This is a genomic window from Stenotrophomonas sp. 8(2023), assembly GCF_030345295.1.
Taxonomy (GTDB): domain Bacteria; phylum Pseudomonadota; class Gammaproteobacteria; order Xanthomonadales; family Xanthomonadaceae; genus Stenotrophomonas; species Stenotrophomonas muris.
Genome location: NZ_CP128404.1, coordinates 2,552,729 through 2,572,298 on the forward strand (window position 1 = coordinate 2,552,729; position 19,570 = coordinate 2,572,298).

At 67.5% G+C, this 19,570-nt stretch carries 20 protein-coding genes; 16 read left to right on the forward strand and 4 right to left on the reverse strand.

What is annotated here, in order from left to right; translation table 11 throughout:
* A complete protein-coding gene (locus QP609_RS12015) occupies positions 1–795 on the reverse strand; it encodes a helix-turn-helix domain-containing protein (RefSeq protein ID WP_197621215.1) in 795 nt (264 codons plus the stop codon).
* 79 nt (positions 796–874) lie between these two features.
* Here QP609_RS12015 and QP609_RS12020 point away from each other — a divergent pair, with 79 nt between their 5' ends.
* From QP609_RS12020 to QP609_RS12040, 5 genes are all read left to right on the forward strand, one after another.
* Positions 875–2,845: an FUSC family protein gene (locus QP609_RS12020; protein WP_289213781.1), complete on the forward strand. Its 1,971-nt coding sequence runs from the start codon at positions 875–877 to the stop codon at positions 2,843–2,845.
* A gap of 4 nt (positions 2,846–2,849) precedes the next feature.
* Positions 2,850–3,059, forward strand: a complete 210-nt coding sequence (locus QP609_RS12025) for a DUF1656 domain-containing protein (protein ID WP_014647401.1) — start codon at positions 2,850–2,852, stop codon at positions 3,057–3,059.
* A 1-nt stretch (position 3,060) separates the two neighbouring features.
* On the forward strand, positions 3,061–3,945 hold the full coding sequence (locus QP609_RS12030; RefSeq protein ID WP_014647402.1) for a biotin/lipoyl-binding protein: 885 nt from the start codon (positions 3,061–3,063) through the stop codon (positions 3,943–3,945).
* A complete protein-coding gene (locus QP609_RS12035) occupies positions 3,942–5,378 on the forward strand; it encodes an efflux transporter outer membrane subunit (protein WP_197621204.1) in 1,437 nt (478 codons plus the stop codon). Before QP609_RS12030 ends, QP609_RS12035 begins: the two co-directional genes overlap by 4 nt.
* A gap of 133 nt (positions 5,379–5,511) precedes the next feature.
* Positions 5,512–5,859: an RcnB family protein gene (locus tag QP609_RS12040; protein ID WP_197621203.1), complete on the forward strand. Its 348-nt coding sequence runs from the start codon at positions 5,512–5,514 to the stop codon at positions 5,857–5,859.
* 50 nt (positions 5,860–5,909) lie between these two features.
* Here the strand turns inward: QP609_RS12040 and QP609_RS12045 are convergent, their stop codons facing one another.
* Positions 5,910–6,224 (reverse strand): hypothetical protein, encoded by a 315-nt coding sequence (locus QP609_RS12045; protein WP_041863541.1) that lies wholly within the window; start codon positions 6,222–6,224, stop codon positions 5,910–5,912.
* Positions 6,225–6,716: 492 nt separating this feature from the next.
* On the opposite strand from QP609_RS12045, the gene QP609_RS12050 reads away from it, so the two are divergent.
* From QP609_RS12050 to QP609_RS12080, 7 genes are all read left to right on the forward strand, one after another.
* The gene (locus QP609_RS12050) at positions 6,717–7,208 is read left to right on the forward strand and encodes a hypothetical protein (protein WP_289213782.1); all 492 of its coding nucleotides are present in this window, start codon (positions 6,717–6,719) and stop codon (positions 7,206–7,208) included.
* Between the two features lie 149 nt (positions 7,209–7,357).
* Entirely contained in the window at positions 7,358–7,810 is a 453-nt protein-coding gene (locus tag QP609_RS12055) for a hypothetical protein (RefSeq protein ID WP_197621202.1), read from the forward strand.
* A gap of 38 nt (positions 7,811–7,848) precedes the next feature.
* Positions 7,849–8,376, forward strand: a complete 528-nt coding sequence (locus QP609_RS12060; RefSeq protein WP_197621201.1) for a nuclear transport factor 2 family protein — start codon at positions 7,849–7,851, stop codon at positions 8,374–8,376.
* Between the two features lie 104 nt (positions 8,377–8,480).
* Positions 8,481–9,155 carry a response regulator transcription factor gene (locus tag QP609_RS12065; protein WP_014647407.1) on the forward strand — a complete coding sequence of 225 codons (675 nt, stop codon included), beginning with the start codon at positions 8,481–8,483 and terminating at the stop codon, positions 9,153–9,155.
* On the forward strand, positions 9,152–10,405 hold the full coding sequence (locus QP609_RS12070; protein ID WP_049439413.1) for a HAMP domain-containing sensor histidine kinase: 1,254 nt from the start codon (positions 9,152–9,154) through the stop codon (positions 10,403–10,405). Before QP609_RS12065 ends, QP609_RS12070 begins: the two co-directional genes overlap by 4 nt.
* A gap of 47 nt (positions 10,406–10,452) precedes the next feature.
* A complete protein-coding gene (locus QP609_RS12075) occupies positions 10,453–10,839 on the forward strand; it encodes a diacylglycerol kinase (RefSeq protein WP_014647409.1) in 387 nt (128 codons plus the stop codon).
* Between the two features lie 73 nt (positions 10,840–10,912).
* On the forward strand, positions 10,913–12,721 hold the full coding sequence (locus QP609_RS12080; protein WP_197621200.1) for a phosphoethanolamine--lipid A transferase: 1,809 nt from the start codon (positions 10,913–10,915) through the stop codon (positions 12,719–12,721).
* Here QP609_RS12080 and QP609_RS12085 read toward each other — a convergent pair.
* Positions 12,625–13,545, reverse strand: coding sequence for a M14 family metallocarboxypeptidase (locus QP609_RS12085; RefSeq protein WP_033835608.1), 921 nt, complete (start codon positions 13,543–13,545; stop codon positions 12,625–12,627). The two genes, QP609_RS12080 and QP609_RS12085, sit on opposite strands and share 97 nt — an antisense overlap.
* A 146-nt stretch (positions 13,546–13,691) precedes the next feature.
* On the opposite strand from QP609_RS12085, the gene QP609_RS12090 reads away from it, so the two are divergent.
* From QP609_RS12090 to QP609_RS12105, 4 genes are read left to right on the forward strand one after another with little or no spacing between them, the layout of a single operon-like run.
* On the forward strand, positions 13,692–14,345 hold the full coding sequence (locus tag QP609_RS12090) for a DUF3348 family protein (RefSeq protein ID WP_014647411.1): 654 nt from the start codon (positions 13,692–13,694) through the stop codon (positions 14,343–14,345).
* A 10-nt stretch (positions 14,346–14,355) separates the two neighbouring features.
* Entirely contained in the window at positions 14,356–16,620 is a 2,265-nt protein-coding gene (locus QP609_RS12095) for a DUF802 domain-containing protein (RefSeq protein WP_197621199.1), read from the forward strand.
* Positions 16,617–17,255, forward strand: coding sequence for an OmpA family protein (locus QP609_RS12100; RefSeq protein WP_014647413.1), 639 nt, complete (start codon positions 16,617–16,619; stop codon positions 17,253–17,255). The genes QP609_RS12095 and QP609_RS12100 overlap by 4 nt, the downstream gene beginning before the upstream one ends.
* Complete coding sequence (locus QP609_RS12105) at positions 17,179–17,628, forward strand: DUF2894 domain-containing protein (protein ID WP_227864608.1); 450 nt, start codon at positions 17,179–17,181, stop codon at positions 17,626–17,628. The genes QP609_RS12100 and QP609_RS12105 overlap by 77 nt, the downstream gene beginning before the upstream one ends.
* A gap of 1,343 nt (positions 17,629–18,971) precedes the next feature.
* Here the strand turns inward: QP609_RS12105 and QP609_RS12110 are convergent.
* Complete coding sequence (locus QP609_RS12110; protein WP_169410428.1) at positions 18,972–19,418, reverse strand: transposase; 447 nt, start codon at positions 19,416–19,418, stop codon at positions 18,972–18,974.
* Positions 19,419–19,570 lie beyond the last annotated feature (152 nt).

Consider the following 19,570-nt stretch of genomic DNA (forward strand, 5'->3'; position numbering starts at 1 on the left):
CTACTGCCCACGCAGGCGCACCGCAAAGTACCGCGCCGGGGAAAGGCCAAGCGCTTTCTTGAACATCGTGATGAAGGCCGTCACCGACTCATAGCCCAGCGTCTCGGAAACGCGTTGTACCGGTGCACCGGCGGCGAGTTCCCGAATGGCGATGAGCAGGTGCAGTTGCTGCCGCCAGCGCCCGAAGGACAGTCCCGTTTCGCGTTCGATGAGCCGGGTCAACGTCCGCTCGCCCAGGGCCAGGCGCACGGCCCACTGGCTGATGGTGCTGCGATCTCCCGGATCCGCCGACAGCGCCGCCGCCAACACCCGCACCTTCGGGTGATGGCTGACCGGCAGCGACAGATGCTCGGCCGGCATCTGCACCAGTTCGTCCAGCAACACCCGCGCCAGCCGGTCGGTGTGGCTGCCATGCGGGTAGTCCAGCGGCGCGTCGGCCAGGTGCAGGATCATCTCGCGCAGCATCGGCGAGATCGCCAGCGTCACGCACTGCGCCGGCAGGTCGACGATGCCGGGCTCGACGAACAGGTAGCACAGGCGCGCGTTGGCGGTGGCGCGGTTGCTGTGCGGCATGCCGCCCGGAATCCAGACGCCACACTGGGGCGGCACGATCCACAACGCATTGGCCACTTCGCAGGTCACCGCCCCATGCAGCGCAAGAATCAACTGGCCCTTGCGGTGCTCATGCACGGGAATTTCCGCGTCGTGCTCGGCCACCTGCAGGCGGCTGGCGACCGCCGGGCGATCGGTCTCGTCCGGGTCCAGGTCAAAGCCGGGGAGCGAAATGCGAGCCATTCTCACATTGACCGGTTTTAGCAATTGATTGTCATTGTAGCGAAATTCGCCAGTGCGGCCGATCACTAGCATGAGCCGCATGCACGCTCCCACCCCTGCCCGTCTCCACGTGTTCCAGGCATTCGCCTGGTTGAAAAGCCCTGCCCTCAGGACCGACCAGGAGGCGGTGCTGTTCTCGCTCAAATGCCTGCTCGCCGCGTCGCTGGGGCTGTATGTCTCCCTGAGGATCGGCCTGAATCGCCCGTTCTGGGTGATCGGGACGGTCTATCTGGTGTCGCAACCGCTGTCCGGGGCGACACTCAGCCGCGGCCTGTTCCGCCTGCTCGGTACCGTGGGCGGAGCCGTCGCCACCGTCGTGCTGGTGCCACGTTTCGCCAATGCACCCCTGGTGCTGAGCGCCGCGCTTGCCACCTGGATGGCGCTGTGCCTGTACCTGGCGATGCTCGACCGCACGCCGCGTGCCTATGCGTTCCTTCTGGCCGGCTATACCACCAGCCTGATCGGGTTTCCTGCGGTGATGGTGCCGGCAGACGTGTTCACCATCGCCATCACGCGGGTGCAGGAAATCGCCATCGGCATCCTCGCCGCAACGCTGGTACACGCGCTGGTGCTGCCGCGCCGGGTCTCGATACGCGTGCACGCGCGGGTTGCTGCCGTGCTGGATGACGCGGAACGATGGACACGGGACATGCGCGCCGGTGCATCGGACACGGTGCTGGCGACGGACCGCTCGAAAGTGGCCGCCGACCTGCTCGAGCTGCATGTGCTGTCGATCCACCTGCCCTTCGACAGCGCCCACGGCGTGGCCCAGGTGCAGATCCTGCGTGCCCTGCATGACCGGATGCTGGACGTACTGATGCTGTCCAGCGCGGTGGAAGATTCCCTCGCACGGCTGCGCTCATCACAGGCCAGCGCGATGGATTCGCCTGGCTGGCGCGAGCTGATGCAGACCGGCCTCGCCGCGCAACAGGCCGAGCTCGACCTCGCCCACGCCGACTGCCGCGTGCTGCAGGCACAACTATGCACTGCCCGGCCCGACTGGCGCCGGCATGTACCTGCCCGCCTTGCGCGACATGCGCGACATGCGCAGGGTGCGGTACTTCACCGGGATCATCGGCTTGCCCTGCGCAGCGCGCTGGGCGCGTTCGTCGGCATCCTGCTGAGCTGCGTGTTGTGGATCGTTACCGGCTGGTCGGACGGCGCCACGGCGGTGTCCATCATCGGCACGGCGTGCGTGCTGTTCGGCACGATCGAAGCGCCTGCGCCGCATGTCATGCGCTATCTGGTGGGATCGTTGATCGGCGTTGGCGTCGGCCTGCTCTACGGTCTGCTGATCTTCCCCGCGCTGTCCGATGTCGTCGGCCTGACTGCCGCGCTGGCGCCTGCGCTGCTGCTGTGCGGATCGTTCCTGGCCCGGCCTCCCTTCATCATGGCTGCCCTGGGCGTGGTGCTGACGTTTCCGCTCATCGCGGGACTGGGCGCGACCAATACGGTCAACATCGTCGGCGCACTCAACAACAGCGTAGCGTTGTTCGTGGGTACGACAGTGGCACTGTGCAGCATGCAGCTGTTCCAGACCGCCGATGCGGGCCGCAACCGCGCACGGCTGGAGCGTTCGATCCGTCGGGATATCGCACGACACGCCGCCGGACAAGGTGGCGTGGCCCGGGCCTGGCTCAGCCGCATGCTGGATCGAATCGGGCTGCTCGCTCCCCGGTTGCGGGGCGGTTCCAGTGCCGCAGACGACCTGCGGGCATTGTTTGCGGACGTGCGTGCGGTACGTGCATCCAACCAACTCCGCGCACTGGACAAGTGCCAGGAAAACCCGCAGGTCCGGGTGCTTCATGCGGCGCTGATCGAACGCGTCGCCGCACATTTCAGGGTTCGTGCCCACGCGCCACGCAGCGTCGACGCCCATCTTCTGGAACTGCTCGACCGCATGCGCGAGGCAGCAGTGGCCAGCAGCGGGGATGATCGTGAGCATCTGTCGCACCTGCTCTGCGGATTGCGCCGCGACCTGCTGGCGCCTGCTCTCACCCTTCGGCACTGACCTCATGTTTTCTGATCTCTCCATTGATGGCGTGCTGATCCCCGGCCTGCTCGCCGTGGCCGCCGCCGCGCTGGCGCTGTCGATGCTGACCTCGCGCCTGCTCGCCAGTCTCGGTCTGTACCGCTTGTTCGCCGCGCGACCACTGGTGGGCCTGTCCCTGTTCGTGATCCTGGCGGAGCTGATGATCCGGCTCTCGCCCCTGCTCGAGAAATGAAATGAAACACCTGCTTGCTGTCATCGGGCGCTGGAGCGCTACGCTGGTTGTATTCGCGATTGCTGTCGTCGCCGCGCTGTCCATCTGGAAGCGTTACGAAACACGCCCGTGGACGCGGGATGGACGGGTCCGCGCCGATGTGGTGCGCGTTGCATCGGACATGGGGGGGCTGGTCACCCAGGTGCTGGTGCACGACAACCAGCGGGTCAGCGCCGGACAACTGCTGCTGGTGCTGGATCAGCCACGCCTGGCTGCCGCGCTTGAGAAGGCCGACGCAGCGGTCAGCAGCGCACGCGCGACGCTGGCGCTGGCCCGCCGCGAATCGACGCGGGACAACGCACTGGGCAACCTGGTCGCCTCGGAGACACGCGAACGCAATGCGGCCAAGGTCGACACCGAGCTGGCCGCCTTGGCGCAGGCACGGGCCGAACAGCGCGTTGCCCAGCTCAACGTGCAACGCACCGAGGTGCGCGCGAGCACCGACGGCATCGTCACCAACCTGGACCTGCATGCGGGCGATTACCTGCAACCGGGCGCGCAGGCGCTGGCGCTGATCGACACCGGCAGCCTGCGTATCGAGGGCTACTTCGAGGAAACCAAGCTGGGCTGCATCACCGAGGGCGATGCCGCCGTGGCGCGGCTGATGGGCGACACCCGCGATGTCCGCGGACACGTGGAGACCATCGCCGCCGGCATTGCCGACGATCAGCGCTCCAGCACGCACAACCTGCTGCCTGCCGTAGCGCCGACCTATACCTGGGTGAGGCTGGCACAGCGCATCCCGGTACGCATCCGTATCGATGATGCGCCGCCGGATACGCGCCTGATCGTGGGTCGCACTGCGAGTGTGACCATCACGCCCTCGGCACCGGGAGCCTGCAAGTGAGCGTGCGGACAGTACGTGGTGGGCTGCTTGCCCTGTTGCTGCCCCTGACGGCCTGCGTATCCGGCCCCGACTATCACCTGCCTGCGAACGCCGTCGCAGCTTCACAACGGGCTGCGCGGGCGTTCGTCTCAGGCCAGGACGCATCGTTCAGCCACGACGCGCCACCGGATCGATGGTGGCACCTGTATGGCGACCCTCAGCTTGACGCCTACGTACGCGAAGCACTGGCGGCCAATACCGACCTGCGCGCCGCCGATGCCAACCTTCGGCGCGCCAGCGCTACCGTGCTGGAGTATCGCGCGCGCGGTGCCGTACAGGCCGACGTGGATGCATCGGGCACGCTCACCCATGCCGGTGGCTACACCCAGGCGTCGGCCGCCCCGCAGTCGTACGCGCTGGGCCTTCACCTCTCCTATCCACTGGATCTTGCAGGTGGCATCCGCCGCGGCATCGAAGCCGCCAACGCCGACGCGGAGGCGGTTGCTGCGGTGCGCGACCAGGTCCGCGTGGTCGTCGCTGCGGCCGTCACCCGTGCCTATCTCCAGGTGTGCACCCGCAATCACACGCTCGCTGCGACCCGGCAGGTGCTGGCGATACAGCGCGACACGCTGGAGGCAACCCGTCGCCTGGCTGCAGGCGGGCGCGGAACGGACTTCGATGTCAGCCGTGCCGGTGCCGCCATCAATCGCAGCGCGGCGGCGGTACCGCACCTGCTGGCGGAACGCCAGGCCGCACTGTTCGAGCTGGCCGCACTGATGGGCAGGGTCCCGGCACACTATCCCAGGGAGGCCGAAGCCTGCCCCCAGCCCCCTGAGCTGGAGCAGGCGCTGCCGGTCGGTGATGGCTGGCAGCTGCTCCAGCGGCGCCCCGACGTACGCGCAGCCGAACGCAGCTTGGCCGCCGCGACTGCAATGATCGGTGTCGAGACGGCGGGTCTCTATCCGCAGATCACCTTGGGCGCCTCTTCGGGCGTGGCCGGCACACCGGCGCATCTGCTGTCGGCCGACGGCTTCGGTGCGAGCATCGGTCCCGTGCTGTCATGGCACTGGCCCAACCGCCGCGTAGCCAAGGCCCGCGTCGCAGCGGCCGGTGCCAACGCAGATACCGCGCTCGCGTCCTTTGACGGCGTCGTGCTGCTGGCACTGCGGCAGACCGAGACCGCGCTTTCTGCCTGCACGCAGGAGCTTGAACGCGAGCGCCGTCTGGCGCAGGCGCGTGGGGATGCAGCGCGGGCCGCCGGGCAGGCGCAGCAGCTGTACCGTTACGGCAGGATCGATTTCCTCGATGTGCTTTCGGCCCAGGCCGCGCTGGCAGATGCGGAGTCCGCATTGGCTGCATCGCGCGCGGACCGGGTCGACCGCCAGCTGGATCTTTTCCTGTCGTTGGGCGGAGGCTGGGCCGCAACGGATTCGGCCGCGCGCGGTGCCCGGTGACCCGTTCAGGGCAGCGACTGCACGCCGCGCCGTCTGTTCAGGAACGTACCGCCTACACCCGTATTCATTCACTCTGACTGCCCTATATTCCTGCCACAGCGCCGCATGCTGCGGCCATGACGGAGGCATATCCATGAACACAACACGTTTGCTGGCCATCGCCTTGACCACCGCCACCGCTTTCGCTGCGGCCCCCGCGTTCGCCGATCCGCCGCACCACGCCCGTGGCAACGGCCCGCCGCCGCACGCAGGCGGCCCGCACAACCGCGAAGCGCCGCCGCCGGGCTGGCAGAAGAAGGCCTGGCGACGTGGCGAGCGCCTGCCGTGGGCCGAAGTGGACCGCCGCTACTGGGTAGACGATTACGCGCGTTATGACCTGCGCGAACCGGGCCGCGACCGGCGTTGGGTGCGCCAGTCCGATAACGAGTACCTGCTGGTGGAGATCGCCACCGGGCTGATCATCGACGCCCTGCATCGCTGAAGCGACCTGCAGCGTCCGCACACGCAGCGATTTACATCGGTGCAGACACCTTACGACCGGGGCCGCCCCGGTCGGCGGTGTCTGCGCCCACGGCGCCCCGCCCGCCTCCGCGGCCCGCCATGCAGGCCCTCCCGCAGCGCGATATACCCGCACATCAGCGCTGTGGCAAATAGCCCCATCGCCACCAGTATTTCGAATCCCCGATCACCAAAGAGCAGGCGGATGGAGGTCTCCAGTGAGCACAGCCTGCCGCAGCGCAGGCCGTGCTCGTTGAAGCCATGGATGAGCACCAGTACGCCCATCAACCCGCACCACGCCATCAGGGCCAGGCTTGCGATGAAGATGAAAGGTCGATGGATACCCATGCGCTCGTCGCGGTCTTCTACGGTGATGTCCAGCGCGACGTTGCGAGCACGCGATCGGAAGCATCCAGCTCTACCGACCAGGCTTCGGTATCCAGTCCCAGCCGGTTCTCATACCACCATCGCTGCGCACAGCGACCACTGCATCCACGGCTGGCATAGCGGGTAAAGGGAACATCGGCGTGCTCCACCACGTCAGGGGGCCCCAGCGCCCGCAGTACCTCGCCCCTGCTCGCCCCGACCGGGACCGAGGCAAGCGCGTGGGAATGCCACGCCGAGATCGCCGAGCAACCGGCCACGTACGCCACGAACAGGCCCGCAAGCCCCCACATTAGTGCCCTCATTGACAGATCCCCTCCTGCGCCGCGCGCCCGCGCATCATCCGCGCAGACCTTCTTCAACGTCAAACCTCGACACGCGGGCCTGTTGCAGCGCCCGGCATCCGTGCTAGCGTGCGCCGTCAAACTCTCCATGGGGTGCAGGATGCGCAATGGAATGGGACGGAATCTGGTGATCGCCTGCATGGTCCTGGCTGTTGCCCCAGCGGCCGCAACAGCGACCGCAATGCCGGGCGATCGTGGGCAGGATTTCGTGCAGACACAGGCGATGGCCGCGCGCTGCCAGAAGAGCCTGCCCGGCCTGGAACTGCAGTTGCAGGAGGGCCGCAAGCACTGGCTGTCGACACTCGACGCCGCGCAACTGCAGGCCGCCGAGGCCTATGCCAGCAGCAAGGAAGGCAGGACTCTGGGAAAGAGTGTGGAGCGGGATGCCTCCCGCGCCTTCGGTCGCAATACCTTGTCCGCCGCAGCGACCTGCGTTGGCCTGCTCGCCGAGTACGGCCCGGCCCACCCGCTGCCTTCCGGCACGGCAATGCCGGCCGACCGGGTGCAGCACTACATGCTGCACTTTGCACCGATGGTGCTGGCTCGGCTGCAGTGCGCGCGCCTGGACGGCATCGACGTGGCCGCCCAGCCCGATGGCTCGTAAACCTGGCAGTACCGGGCCTGTGGCCAGACCGAATCCGTGCGCATGGCCCCGCTCGGGCAGAGCTGGTCGATGAGCGATGCGGACCGCAATCGCCTGTTCGACGCACTGACCCGATAGGTCGGACGGTATTCCCCGGGGTAGCAGGAACCATGTTTCCACCCACCACCTGGATCAAGTTGCGATCTGCCTTTCCATTGGCGGCCTGCACGGTGCTATGCGCCTGCGGCCTGGTTATGGACAGTTCGTTCGACACTCTGCGCGAGGCGCTTGACTCCGACATGGTGAACAAGGGATGGATTCCCGGCTGGGTGCCCCACGAGGCGACCGACCTGCGCGAGGTGCACGACCTCGACTCGAACACCAGCGCGCTGGCCTTCACCAAGCCTCCTGCGATACCACTGCGGCTGCCTGCGGATTGCCAGGCAACGACATTCAGTCACAGCGATCCTGTTGCGTTCGATCGATACTGGTGGCCGGGCGACGGGACGCTCAAGTCGTCGTATCGCGTCTTTCGCTGCGCGCCCGAATCCGGAAAATCAGTCTTCGTCGCCATCAACAGGACCGAAGACCACGTGCTCTTCTGGCGAACCTACGCGCGGTGATGCGCCCGCGCCACCCTATTCCTCCCCAGGACCCCATTATGCCCAACGCACGTGCACGCTTCGTCGCCCTCGCCCTGTTGCTCCCGGCGTGGCTGCCGGCCTACGCCACGCAGAATGCCCCCGCCGACGTCAAGGCGATCGAACAGGTGGTCGAAGCGTTCCGCACCTCGCTGATCAACAAGGACAAGCCGACCTACATGGGCCTGTTCTTCTCTGACAAACCGGAAGACATCGGCTGGCAGTTCGTTTCCGAGGATGTGCGCCTGCAGGACATCCGCAAGGCCAAGCCCGATGCGATCAAGGCACGGCAGATTCCCGCCAACAACTTCATCGCGCTGATCGACGGGGCGATGGCCTCGCCGAAGCCGAAGGAGGAGAAGTTCTCCAACACGAAGATCGAAACGGACGGCGATGTGGCCTCGGTCTCGTTTGACTACAGCTTCCACGACGATGGGGTGAAGACCAACTGGGGCAAGGAAATGTGGCAGCTGGTCCGCACCGAGCAGGGCTGGAAGATCTTCTCGGTGATCTACTCGATCCGCGATTCACGCAGCCCGGGCGATTGAACGTCGCTTGACCGGGCCGAACCCAGGCCGCGATCCATTCAGCAAGGGCATTGGCATTCGGCCATCGATCGGGCAGAGTTCGGCCACGCGCAAGGACGCATGCCATGACCCGCCTGCTGATCATCGAAGACAACCCCGAGCTGGTTGCCAACCTGTATGCCTTCTTTGAACCGCTCGGCTACGTGCTGGACGACGCGCGCGACGGCGCCAGTGGCCTGCGCCGGGCCACGCAGCACGACTACGACGCCATCCTGCTGGACCTGATGCTGCCGCGCCTGGACGGCATGACGCTGTGCCAGAAGCTGCGCCAGGAGTTCCAGAACCCGGTGCCGATCCTGATGCTGACCGCGCGCGATCCGGTCGAAGACCGTGTGCAGGGCCTGGCCCTGGGCGCGGATGACTACCTGGTCAAACCGTTTTCGCTGGTGGAACTGGATGCACGGATCAAGGCCCTCGTACGAAGGGCACAGGGGCGCCAGGTCCAGAGCGTGCTGGCGTGGAAGGACCTGCAGGTGGACACGCGCTCGCCACAGGCCTGGCGGCAAGGCCGCTGCATTGCGCTGACGCCCACGTCGCACAAGCTGCTGATGTGCCTGGTGCGTGCAGCTCCCGCCGTGGTGCGCAAGCAGGAGATGGAATACCTGGTCTGGGGCGACGAGCCACCGGACAGCGGCGCGCTGCGAACCCACATCCATGAGCTGCGCCTGCAGGTGGACCGCAGCTTCGACACCGCGCTGATCACCACGGTGCACAGCGTCGGCTGGCGCATGCAGGCGTGAGCCCTGCCTCCCTCTACCGCCGCCTGAGCCTGCGCACCCGCATCACGATCTCGTTCGTGCTGTTGATGGCCGGTGCCATGGGCTTCATCGTACTGGCCGAACAGGTCGACTACGACCAGGTCCGGACTGCTGTCGTCGCACGGACCCAGCACGGCGAAGTGCAAAGGCTGCAGGCCGCGCTGGATCGTGGCCAACGCCCCGCCCTGCCACCAGGGACCCAGCTGTTCGATGCCCAGGACGTGCCTGTCGTGCTGCGCCAATACGGCCCGGGCTACCACGGCGAAGAGGCGCCCAACGAGTGGCACCTGCGTGTGTTCGACAGTGGTGGCCAACGCTACTACCTGCTGCAGGACGCCGCACCCTATGGCTATCTGGAACACCTGATCAATGCCTTTGCGGCACTGGTCATTTCGGTCTGCGTGTTCGGCGCCTTCCTCATCGGCCGCAAGGTCGCTACCCACGTCATCGCGCCCATCACACGATTGGCCGATGCGGTGCAGGACGGCCACAAGCCCTTTCCCTACCAGGACGCACGCGACGAGATCGGCGTGCTCGCGCGCGCCTTTGCCCGCCATAGTGACGAGCTCGAACGGTTCCTGCATCGCGAGCAGTGCTTCAGCGGCGATGCCAGCCACGAGCTGCGCACGCCCTTGGCCATCATCGGCGGTGCTGCCGAAACGCTGGCCTGCCAGCTTCCGGCCGACAGCCACCTGGTTCCCAGCGCGGCACGCATCCTGCGTACCACCCAGGAGATGCAGCGCCAGCTGACCTGCCTGCTGCTGCTCTCGCGTGCCCCCGGCGCCGTGCCGCGCAACGCGGTGGCCCTGCGTCCGCTGCTCGAATCCTGCATGGAGCGCTGCCAGCCCTGGCTTTCCGGCAAGCCGGTGACCGTTGCGTTTGATGCCCGGCATGACGCCGTGCTGGTCACCAACGCGGATCTGGCGCACAGCATCATCTGGAATCTGCTGCGCAATGCCTGCCAGTACACCGAAAGCGGCGAGGTGCGAATCACCCTCCACGACACCGCACTCATCGTCGCTGACACCGGACCCGGCCTGCCGTCCAGCATCGACCCACGGCAGTTCCAGCGCTTCGCGCCGGGTGGCGCGCACAGCGGCGAGGGGCTGGGGTTGTCGATCGTGCAGCGCATCGTCGAGCACCTGGGCTGGACGATGACCGTGCAATCCTCCGGGCAGGGGTGCCGGTTCACCCTGCGCTGGCCCCGCCCCCCGCATCTGACGGATTCCTGACATCGGGCTGCACATGCTCCGGGCTGCTCCCCCGCTCTGGAGACGGCATGCAGCACCCCAAGGACAGCGGCAAGTACCCGCACGGCAAGACCGGATTGAGCCGCATCTTCCACACCCTCATCCATTCGCGCGATGGCTTCATCGCCACCTTTCGCGGCGAGGCGGCGTTCCGCCAGTTGTTGCTGCTGCACGCGCTGCTGATGGCGGCTGCGTTCGTGCTGGACATCAGCACGGTCGAGCGGGCACTGGTGCTGGCGGTCTGCTTCATCAGCCTGCTGGTGGAACTGCTCAACTCGGCGATTGAAGCCGTGGTTGATCGCATCTCGCTGGAGAAGCATCCGCTGTCCAAGAACGCCAAGGACATGGGCAGCGCCGCGCAGACCACCGCGTTGTTGATGGTGGGTGCGGTGTGGGGCGTGATCCTGCTGGGCTAGCCCGACAATCCTGACAACTTCCTGATAAGGCCGTTTCGATACTGCGCGCACTCCTGTTCCGCGGAACCTGCTCGTGCGTCAATGCCTCCGTTTCCCGCGGTCCCATCCAATCGTTCTGGTCTGGGCCGCCGCACTGTTCTTCGCCACGATTGGAAACATTGCCCTCTGGAAGACGCTCTGGGGGCTGATCGATCTCAACAGCCTGCGCAGCATGCTGTTCCTGGCCAGCCTGCCGCCGCTGCTGTTCTGCCTGTTCAACCTGCTGCTGACGCCACTGCTGGCATTGCCATTCCTGCGCAGGCCGCTGCTGGTGCTGCTCGTTGTCGTCAGCGCCGCGTGCAGCTACTTCATGCTGCACTACAACGTGCTGATCGATCGCAGCATGGTGCAGAACGTGTTCGAGACCAATCAGGCCGAACTGAACGCCTATCTGTCGCTGCCGCTGCTGTTGACCCTGCTGGCGCTGGGCGTGCTGCCCGCTGCCGGGCTCGCCCTGGTGCGCACCACCAGCGGGGCCGGTTCGATACGTTCGCTGCTGGTGTGGCCGGCCAACGTCCTGGCGTCGCTTGTGGTGCTGCTGGTGATCGGCTTTTCGTTCTACAAGGACTACTCCTCGCTGCTGCGCAACAACCGCTACATCCGCGACCAGGTACTGCCGTTGAACGTGGTGCGCCATACCCACGGCTACCTGAAGAGCCTCTACAGCACCCGCCAGCAACCGTTGCGCCCAATCGGCACGGACGCGCGGCGCTTTCCGGGCCCGCGCCCGAAGCTGGTGGTCATGGTCGTCGGCGAGACCGCGCGTTCACAGAACTTCCAGCTCAACGGCTACCCACGCGCGACCAATCCCCGGCTCTCGCGCAAGGATGGCGTCATCAGCTTCAGTGATGTTTCCTCATGCGGAACCGCAACGGCGATTTCGGTACCGTGCATGTTCTCGCAGATGACCCGCCAGCAATACGACGACGTCCGCGCGGCGGCCGAGGAGAACGTGCTCGACATCCTGCAGCGTACCGGCGTCGGCGTGCTCTGGCGCAACAACAACAATGGCGGCTGCAAGGGCGTGTGCGAGCGCGTGCCGACCGAGGACATGCCCGCACTCAAGGTGGCCGGCCGGTGCGTCAACGCCGACGGCACCTGCTACGACGACGTGCTGCTGCATCAGCTCGGCGCACGCATCGACGCCATCCACGGCGATGCCCTGGTCGTGCTGCATCAACTCGGCAGCCATGGGCCGACCTACTTTGAACGGTATCCCGCAGCGTCGCGGGCCTTCAGCCCGACCTGCGACAGCAACCAGATCCAGCACTGCAGCAACGAGGCACTGGTCAACACCTATGACAACACCCTGGTGCATACCGACCAGGTGCTGGCGGAGACCATCGACCTGCTGCAGGGCTATTCGGACCACCGCGACGTTGCGCTGATCTATATCTCCGACCATGGTGAGTCGCTCGGCGAACGCGGCATGTACCTTCACGGCACGCCCTACTTCATCGCCCCGCGCGAACAGACCCAGGTGCCGATGGTGATGTGGTTCTCAACGGAGTTCAGCCGCAACGCGGGCCTGGACATGGCCTGCCTGCGTGGGAATGCGCTGCACCGCGCCTACAGCCACGACAATGTCTTCCATTCCCTGCTGGGCCTGTTCGGTGTCAGCAGCAGCGTGTACCAGCGCGATCTGGATGTCTTCGCCGGCTGCCGGGCGACGACCGGCGCGCCGCTCGCCACCGCGCCGGCCAAGCGGCACCGGCTGATGCCGGTCACCGCCCGGAACGTGGCACGCTACTGTGCGGCCAGGGCGAAATCCAGGCCGGCGCATACCGCCGCCACCTGGGCGTCGTTGCATTCCTGCGGGTTGGTGCGCGGGCTGTCCGGGTAGACCTCGGTGGTGGTGGCAAAGCGTGCATCAGTGAAGCCGGCGCAGGCACCAATCGAACGCGATTCGCCCCAGACCACGCCCGGCGACTGCAACGGCAGGCCGACCAGGTTGCCCTCGGCGTCGGCCGGGGCGATATGGGTGACCGGGGCGACGGCGGCGATCAGGGCCTTCTGGAACTCGGCCTGCGGATCCTCGCTGTTGCCGATCACGTAGAAGCCGTCCGGAATGGTGTCGCGCTCGAACGGCTTGCCGTCGCGGGCGCAGCGGGCCGGATCGAACTCGTGCAGGTCGCTGTCGGTGGTCTCGTGCAGGTCCAGGTGCACCAGCAGGTTCGGCTTGCGCTCGGCCACCCAGCGCATCAGCGCGGCGGCTTCCTCGATCTGGCCGCCGTCACGGAAGCTGCGGTTCGGGTCGACGGCATCCGGGTTCCAGCGCTGGATGCGCTCGTAGCCCCATGGGCTGACGCACGGCGCCACGATCAGGTTCAGCCGGCCCAGGTAGCGCTCGGCCTGCTGTTCCAGGAACTGCAGGGCGCCATGCACGCCACTGGTCTCATAGCCGTGCACGCCGCCGGTGATCAGCGCGGTCGGCAGCGCCGGGTTCCAGTCGTGGTTGACCACGGCGAACAGCGGGTAATGGTCCGGCGCGTAGTCCAGCTGACCGTACTGGATCACATCGAAGCTGTCGTCCAGGCGTTCAAGCGCGGCCACCACATCGTCGTGGTAGCTGCGCTGGCGCTGCTGGCGGGCCCGCCACTGTGCGCGTTCCGCGTCGCCCCAGGGCTGTCCGGGGGTGCCGATCGGGTAGAACTGCGCAACAGTCATTGGGGAACTCCAGGGGTCGAACGGATGGGTGCAGCCGGACATTCTAAGCCTTGTCGCGCCTGCGGGGCCCCTCCCCCCGGCCCCGCCTTCATCCAGGCCGGGTCATCTGGTTGTAAAATCAACGGTTTTTGGCCCCTCACCCCTTGATGGCGAACGCAGCGCAGCCGGTCCTGGGTGGACCGGAGTTCCTCCGCCTGCTCGCCCGTCTCAGCGACGGCGCGATGCCGGCCACCAGTCCCGCCCTGACCGATCGCCTCGGCCAGTGGGTGGACTGGAGCCGCGCCGTGGCCCTGTCCGGGGCGCTCGGCGGACGCCTGCCCGAGCCCGGTGAAGCCGCCGAAGCGCTCGAGGATGTGCTGGCCGACTGCGCGCAGGCGCACGCCAGCCTGCTGGCCTCGATCAGTGAGGATGCCGAAGCCGAGCGCCTGCTGGACCTGGCCGAAGCCGCCGCTGTACCCAACTTCGCCTCGCTGCGCCAGCGCTATCGGGTGCTGCAGCAGGCCATCCAGACGGCCACCGGGCGCCTGCGCGGCCGCCTGCGCGACCAGCTGGTGCAGGTTTCACCCGAGCTGGCGCGGCTGGCCGAGGTCGATGCGGTGATGGAACAGACCCTCACCCCGCGCGAGCACAGCCTGCTGGCCACGGCGCCGGCGGTGCTCGGCGCCCGTTTTGAACGCGTGCACGGCCAGCCCGGCTGGCGCGCGGCCTTCCGCCATGACATGCGCACCCTGCTGCTCGCCGAGCTGCAGCTGCGCTTCCACCCGATCGAAGGGCTGCAAGACGCCCTGCGCTCCCACTGACCGGAACACCATGTCCAGAACTGTTTTCCATGTCGTTGTTTTCCTTGTCGGCCTGCTGGCCGTGTGCTGGATCGGCATTGGCTACGTTTCGGTGCATCCGCTGGGTGCAGCGGTGGCGGCGATCATCGCGGCCTGCTACGTCGCCGGTGGCGTGGAGCTGTATCGCTACCGCCAGGCCAGCAACGGCCTGCGCAGCGCGCTGAACGACCTGTCCAGCGCGAAGGAAAGCCTCGCCGCCTGGCTGGAACGCGTGCCGCTGGGCCTGCGCAACGCCGTGCGCCTGCGCGTGGAAGGCGAGCGCACCGCCCTGCCCGCACCGGTGCTGACCCCATACCTGGTTGGCCTGCTGGTGCTGCTGGGCATGCTCGGCACCCTGCTGGGCATGATGGACACGCTGCGTGGCACCGGCCTGGCGCTGCAGAGTGCGACCGACATGGCCGCGATCCGCGGCTCGCTGGCCTCGCCGGTGCAGGGCCTGGCGGTGGCATTCGGTACCTCGATCGCCGGTGTGGCCAGCTCGGCCATGCTCGGCCTGCTGGCGGCATTGCTGCGTCGTGACCGCCTGCAGGCCGTGCAGCAGCTGGACCGCGCCATTGCCGGCGACCTGCATCCGTACTCGCAGGCCTGGCAGCGCGCCGAATCGCTGCGCCTGCTGCAGGCACAGTCTGCGGCGCTGCCGGCGCTGGTCGACCGCCTGCAGGCGATGACCAGCACTTTTGAACAGCACAGTGCGGCCGCCAATGAGCGCCTGCTGGCCGGCCAGGCCGAGTTCCTGACCCAGAGCCAGGCCCTGCAGGAACGCCTGGCCGTCTCGCTGCAGCAGTCGCTGCGCGAAGGTGCCGAAGCCAGCGCCGCCGCCATCGGTGGTGCGCTGCAGCCGATGGCCGAAACCACCCTGGCTGGCCTGGCCCATCACGGCGAAGCACTGCATGCCCGCGTCGAGCAGGCCGTGCAGCAGCAGCTGGCCGGCCTGAGCGAGGGTTTCGAGCGCAGCCGCGTCGCCACCGAGGCCAGCTGGGCCAAGGTGGTGAGCGAGCAGACCCAGGCACAACAGGCGCTGGTCAGTGATCTGCGCCAGCACCTGCAGGCCTTCAGCGATGGCCAGGGCACGCACGCCGAAGCACTGGTCGCGCGTCTCGGCGAGCGCCTGCAGGCCAATGCCCGCGGCAATGCCGAGGCATGGCGCGCCGCCGCCGAACAGCAGCAGGCACTCAACAGCGCGCTGGTCGAACGCCAGCAGCAGGCGTTGCTGGCCTCCAGCGAGCATCTGGACGCGCGCGCGCAGGCGCTGCTACAGGCGCTGGAGCAGCACCACAGCACCAGCCAGGCGCTGCTGCAGGACCACGAACTGCAGCGTTCGCAGCAGTGGCAGGCCGCGCAGGCCGCTGCCGCGGCCGCGCACGCCGAACTGCAGGCTGGCCTGGACAGCCGCGAGCAGCAGCGCCAGGCGCGCTGGGACGCGATCAGCGCCGAGCTGCAGCAGGCCCACGCCGCGCTGCAGGCGCAGCTGCAGGCCGGCGACGAACAGCGCCTGCAGCGCTGGAGCGAAGCCTTGCAGCACGTTTCCAGCGACCTGGCCGAGCGCCTGCAGGCCAACGGCGAACACCTGGCTGCGCAGCAGCAGCAGGTCTGCGACACCCTGGCGGCCACCGCACAGCAGATCGGCGAGAACGGTCGCGCGCAGGCCAGCGCCACGCTGGCTGAAGTGTCTACCCTGCTGCAGACCGCCGCGGCCGCGCCCAAGGCTGCTGCCGACGTCATCAACGAGCTGCGCAGCACGCTGTCCGAGAGCCTGGTGCGTGACAACGCGATGCTGGAAGAGCGCGGCCGCCTGCTGGCCACCGTGCAGACCCTGCTGGATGCGATCAATCACGCTTCGCACGAGCAGCGCACCGCTGTGGACGCACTGGTCGGTGGCTCGGCCGAGCTGCTGGAGCGGGTTGGCAATCGCTTCACCGACCATATCGCCGCAGAGACCGGCAAGCTGGATGGCATTGCCGCAGCGCTCAACGGCAGCGCTGCCGAGGTGGGCCAGCTGGCCGGCACGTTCGGCGAAGCGGTCGCGCAGTTCGGCAGTGCCGCCACCGAGCTGTCCGGCCGCCTGGAACAGATCGGCGGCGCACTGGATGCCTCGCTGGCCCGCAGCGACGAGCAGCTGGCCTACTACGTAGCCCAGGCGCGCGAGGTGGTCGACCTCAGCCTGCTGTCGCAGAAGCAGGTGATGGAAGAACTGCAGCAGCTGGCCGCGCGCCGCGGCAAGGCCGGCAGCGCATGAGCGACGAGCTGGAGGTCGACGGCGGTTCGCATGCCCCGATCTGGGCAGCCTTCGGCGACCTGATGTCGGTGCTGCTGGGCGCGTTCGTGCTCATACTGGTCGGTGTGGTCGCCGTACAGCTGGAGCTGTCGCAGCGACTGGACCAGGAAGTGAAACAGCGCCAGGCCGAAGCCAAGCGCCTGCAGACGCTGGAGCAAGCGTTGGCTGGACCGCTGGCGGCCGGCCGCGTGACGCTGGTGGATGGCCGCATCGGCATCAGCGGCAGCGTGCTGTTCGCGCTGAACTCCGACCAGCTGCAGCCGGAAGGCCAGGAGCTGCTGCGCAGCCTGGCCGCACCGCTGGCCGCCTACCTGGGCAGCCGCGAAGAGATCCTGATGGTCAGCGGCTTCACCGATGACGCGCCGGTACGCGAAGGCAACCGGCGTTTCGCCGACAACTGGGAGCTGTCGGCGCAGCGCTCGCTGACCGTGACCCGCACCCTGATCGCCGATGGCGTACCGGCGGACGCCGTGTTCGCCGCCGCGTTCGGCAGCGAGCAGCCGGTCAGTTCCAATGCCGATGAGGAAGGCCGCGCACGCAACCGTCGCGTCGAGATCGCGCCGATTCCCAAGCCCAAGGCCCCGGATGCCAAGTAAGTCGCCAGCGCTCGAAGGCCTGCGCGCACTGGTGCGCGACCTTGATGCAGGGTCGCGCTCGCTGCCGCATTACCCGCAGGTGCCGATGCTGCAGCAGGTGCAGCGCGAGTGGTCGGAGCTGCGCAGCGAGCTGCAGGTGCGCCGCTCCCTGCGCGCCGAGGCCCCGGCTGACGGCGGCCCGCTGAACTCGGCGGTGCTGGTGCAGCGCATGCTGGACACGATGCAGGCCACCAGCCCCGGCTACCTGCGCCACTTCATCGACTACGTGGACACCTTGTCCTGGCTGCAGGCACTGCAGGATGGCGCCGCCAGCGGTGCGGATAGCGCAAAGCCGAAGCGCACGCGCAAGCCGCGCCAGACGCCGAAGGAGTAGCGCCGGCCGCTGGGCGGCAATTGATTGATGGCCGCAGGTCCATGGGGTTGCCGGCCAGCGGCCGGCACTACCATCGCGGGTGCTCTGTGAGCCGGAACACGATCTGCGCTGCGCTTCGGTTCTGCCGTGGTACTGCCGGCCGCTGGCCGGCATCAAACCGGACCGACCACGGCCGAAGCGCACTCAAGCGGCGCCGAACAGCGAATGGCCGCGCTGAACATTGACTGGTAGTGCCGGCCGCTGGCCGGCAGCCATGCATCTCCGCGCGGGTCATGGGGTTGCCGGCCAGCGGCCGGCACTACAACCGAGGCTGCTCTGTGCGCCGGAACGCAATCTGCGCTGCGCTTCGCCCTTGCTTTGGTAGTGCCGGCCGCTGGCCGGCATCACAACCAGACCGACCACGGCCGAAGCGCGCGCAAGCGGCGCTGAACAGCGAATGGCCGCGCTGAACATCGACTGGTAGTGCCGGCTACCGGCCGGCAGCCATGCATCTCCGCGCGGGTCATGGGGTTGCCGGCCAGCGGCCGGCACTACCACCGAGGCTGCTCTGTGCGCCGGAACGCAATCTGCGCTGCGCTTCGCCCTTGCTTTGGTTGTGCCGGCCGCTGGCCGGCATCACAACCAGACCGACCACGGCCAAGACGCGCGCAAGCGGCGCTGAACACGAATGGCCGCGCTGAACATTCACTGGTAGTGCCAGCTGCCGGCCGGCAGCCATGCATCTCCGCGCGGGTCATGGGGTTGCCGGCCAGCGGCCGGCACTACCACCGAGGGTGCTCTGTGCGCCGCAGCGCAACTGCGCTGCGCTTCGCCTTTGCTTTGGTAGTGCCGGCCGCTGGCCGGCATCACAACCAGGCCGACCACGGCCAAGACGCGCGCAAGCGGCGCTGAACAGCGAATGGCCGCGCTGAATATTGACTGGTAGTGCCGGCTGCTGGCCCGCAGCTACGCGTCTCCGCGCGGGTCATGTGGTTGCCGGCCAGCGGCTGGCACTACCATCGCGGGTGCTCTGTGCGCCGGCACACGATCTGCACTGCGCTTCAGTTCTGCCGTGGTACTGCCGGCCGCTGGCCGGCAGCTACGCGTCTCCGCGCGGGTCATGGGGTTGCCGGCCAGCGGCCGGCACCACCATTGCGGGTGCTCTGTGCGTCGGAACACGATCTGCGCTGCGCTTCGGTTCTGCCGTGGTACTGCCGGCCGCTGGCCGGCAGCTACGCGTCTCCGCGCGGGTCATGGGGTTGCCGGCCAACGGCCGGCACTACCATCGCGGGTGCTCTGTGCGCCGGCACACGATCTGCACTGCGCTTCGGTTCTGCCGTGGTAGTGCCGGCCGCTGGCCGGCATCACACCCAGTCCGACCACGCATGCGGATACTCGCCAATCTGCCCAGCAAGACCGGCGCGTACCGGATTCCCCAGGATGTACAGCGCTTGCCGCGCCATCGACTCCTCGGCCCTCACGGCATGATCGAAGTAGCCGGGCTGCCACACCGTACTTCGACGGCCCGCCAAGCGATTCAGGGCAAGCGCGCTCGACGATTTCATCCGGCGTGCGATGTCTGGAAGGTGGGCTGCGCGCAGCTCGAACATCCAGTGGACGTGATCCGGCATGACGACCCATGCGTGTGACCGTACGAGCCCGCGCTGCTCGATGTAATCGAACTGGTCGATCACACATGCTGCTGCAGCTTTGCTTTCAAGGAGCCGGCGGCGCTGATGCGTGGTAGTTGTCAGAACGTAGACCTGGCCGATGATCGAGTGACGGCCCAGGCGGAGGCGATGGCTGCTCATGCGCCATGGTGGGTCGATCATTGCGCGTTGGCTGTCGGGCCATGGCTCGACGGGGGTTGGGAGATGTCTGAAGGTGAATGAGATTGCCGGCCAGCGGCCGGCACTACCGGGGGCCGTAGGCTGCCGGCCAGCGGCCGGCACGACCACAGCCG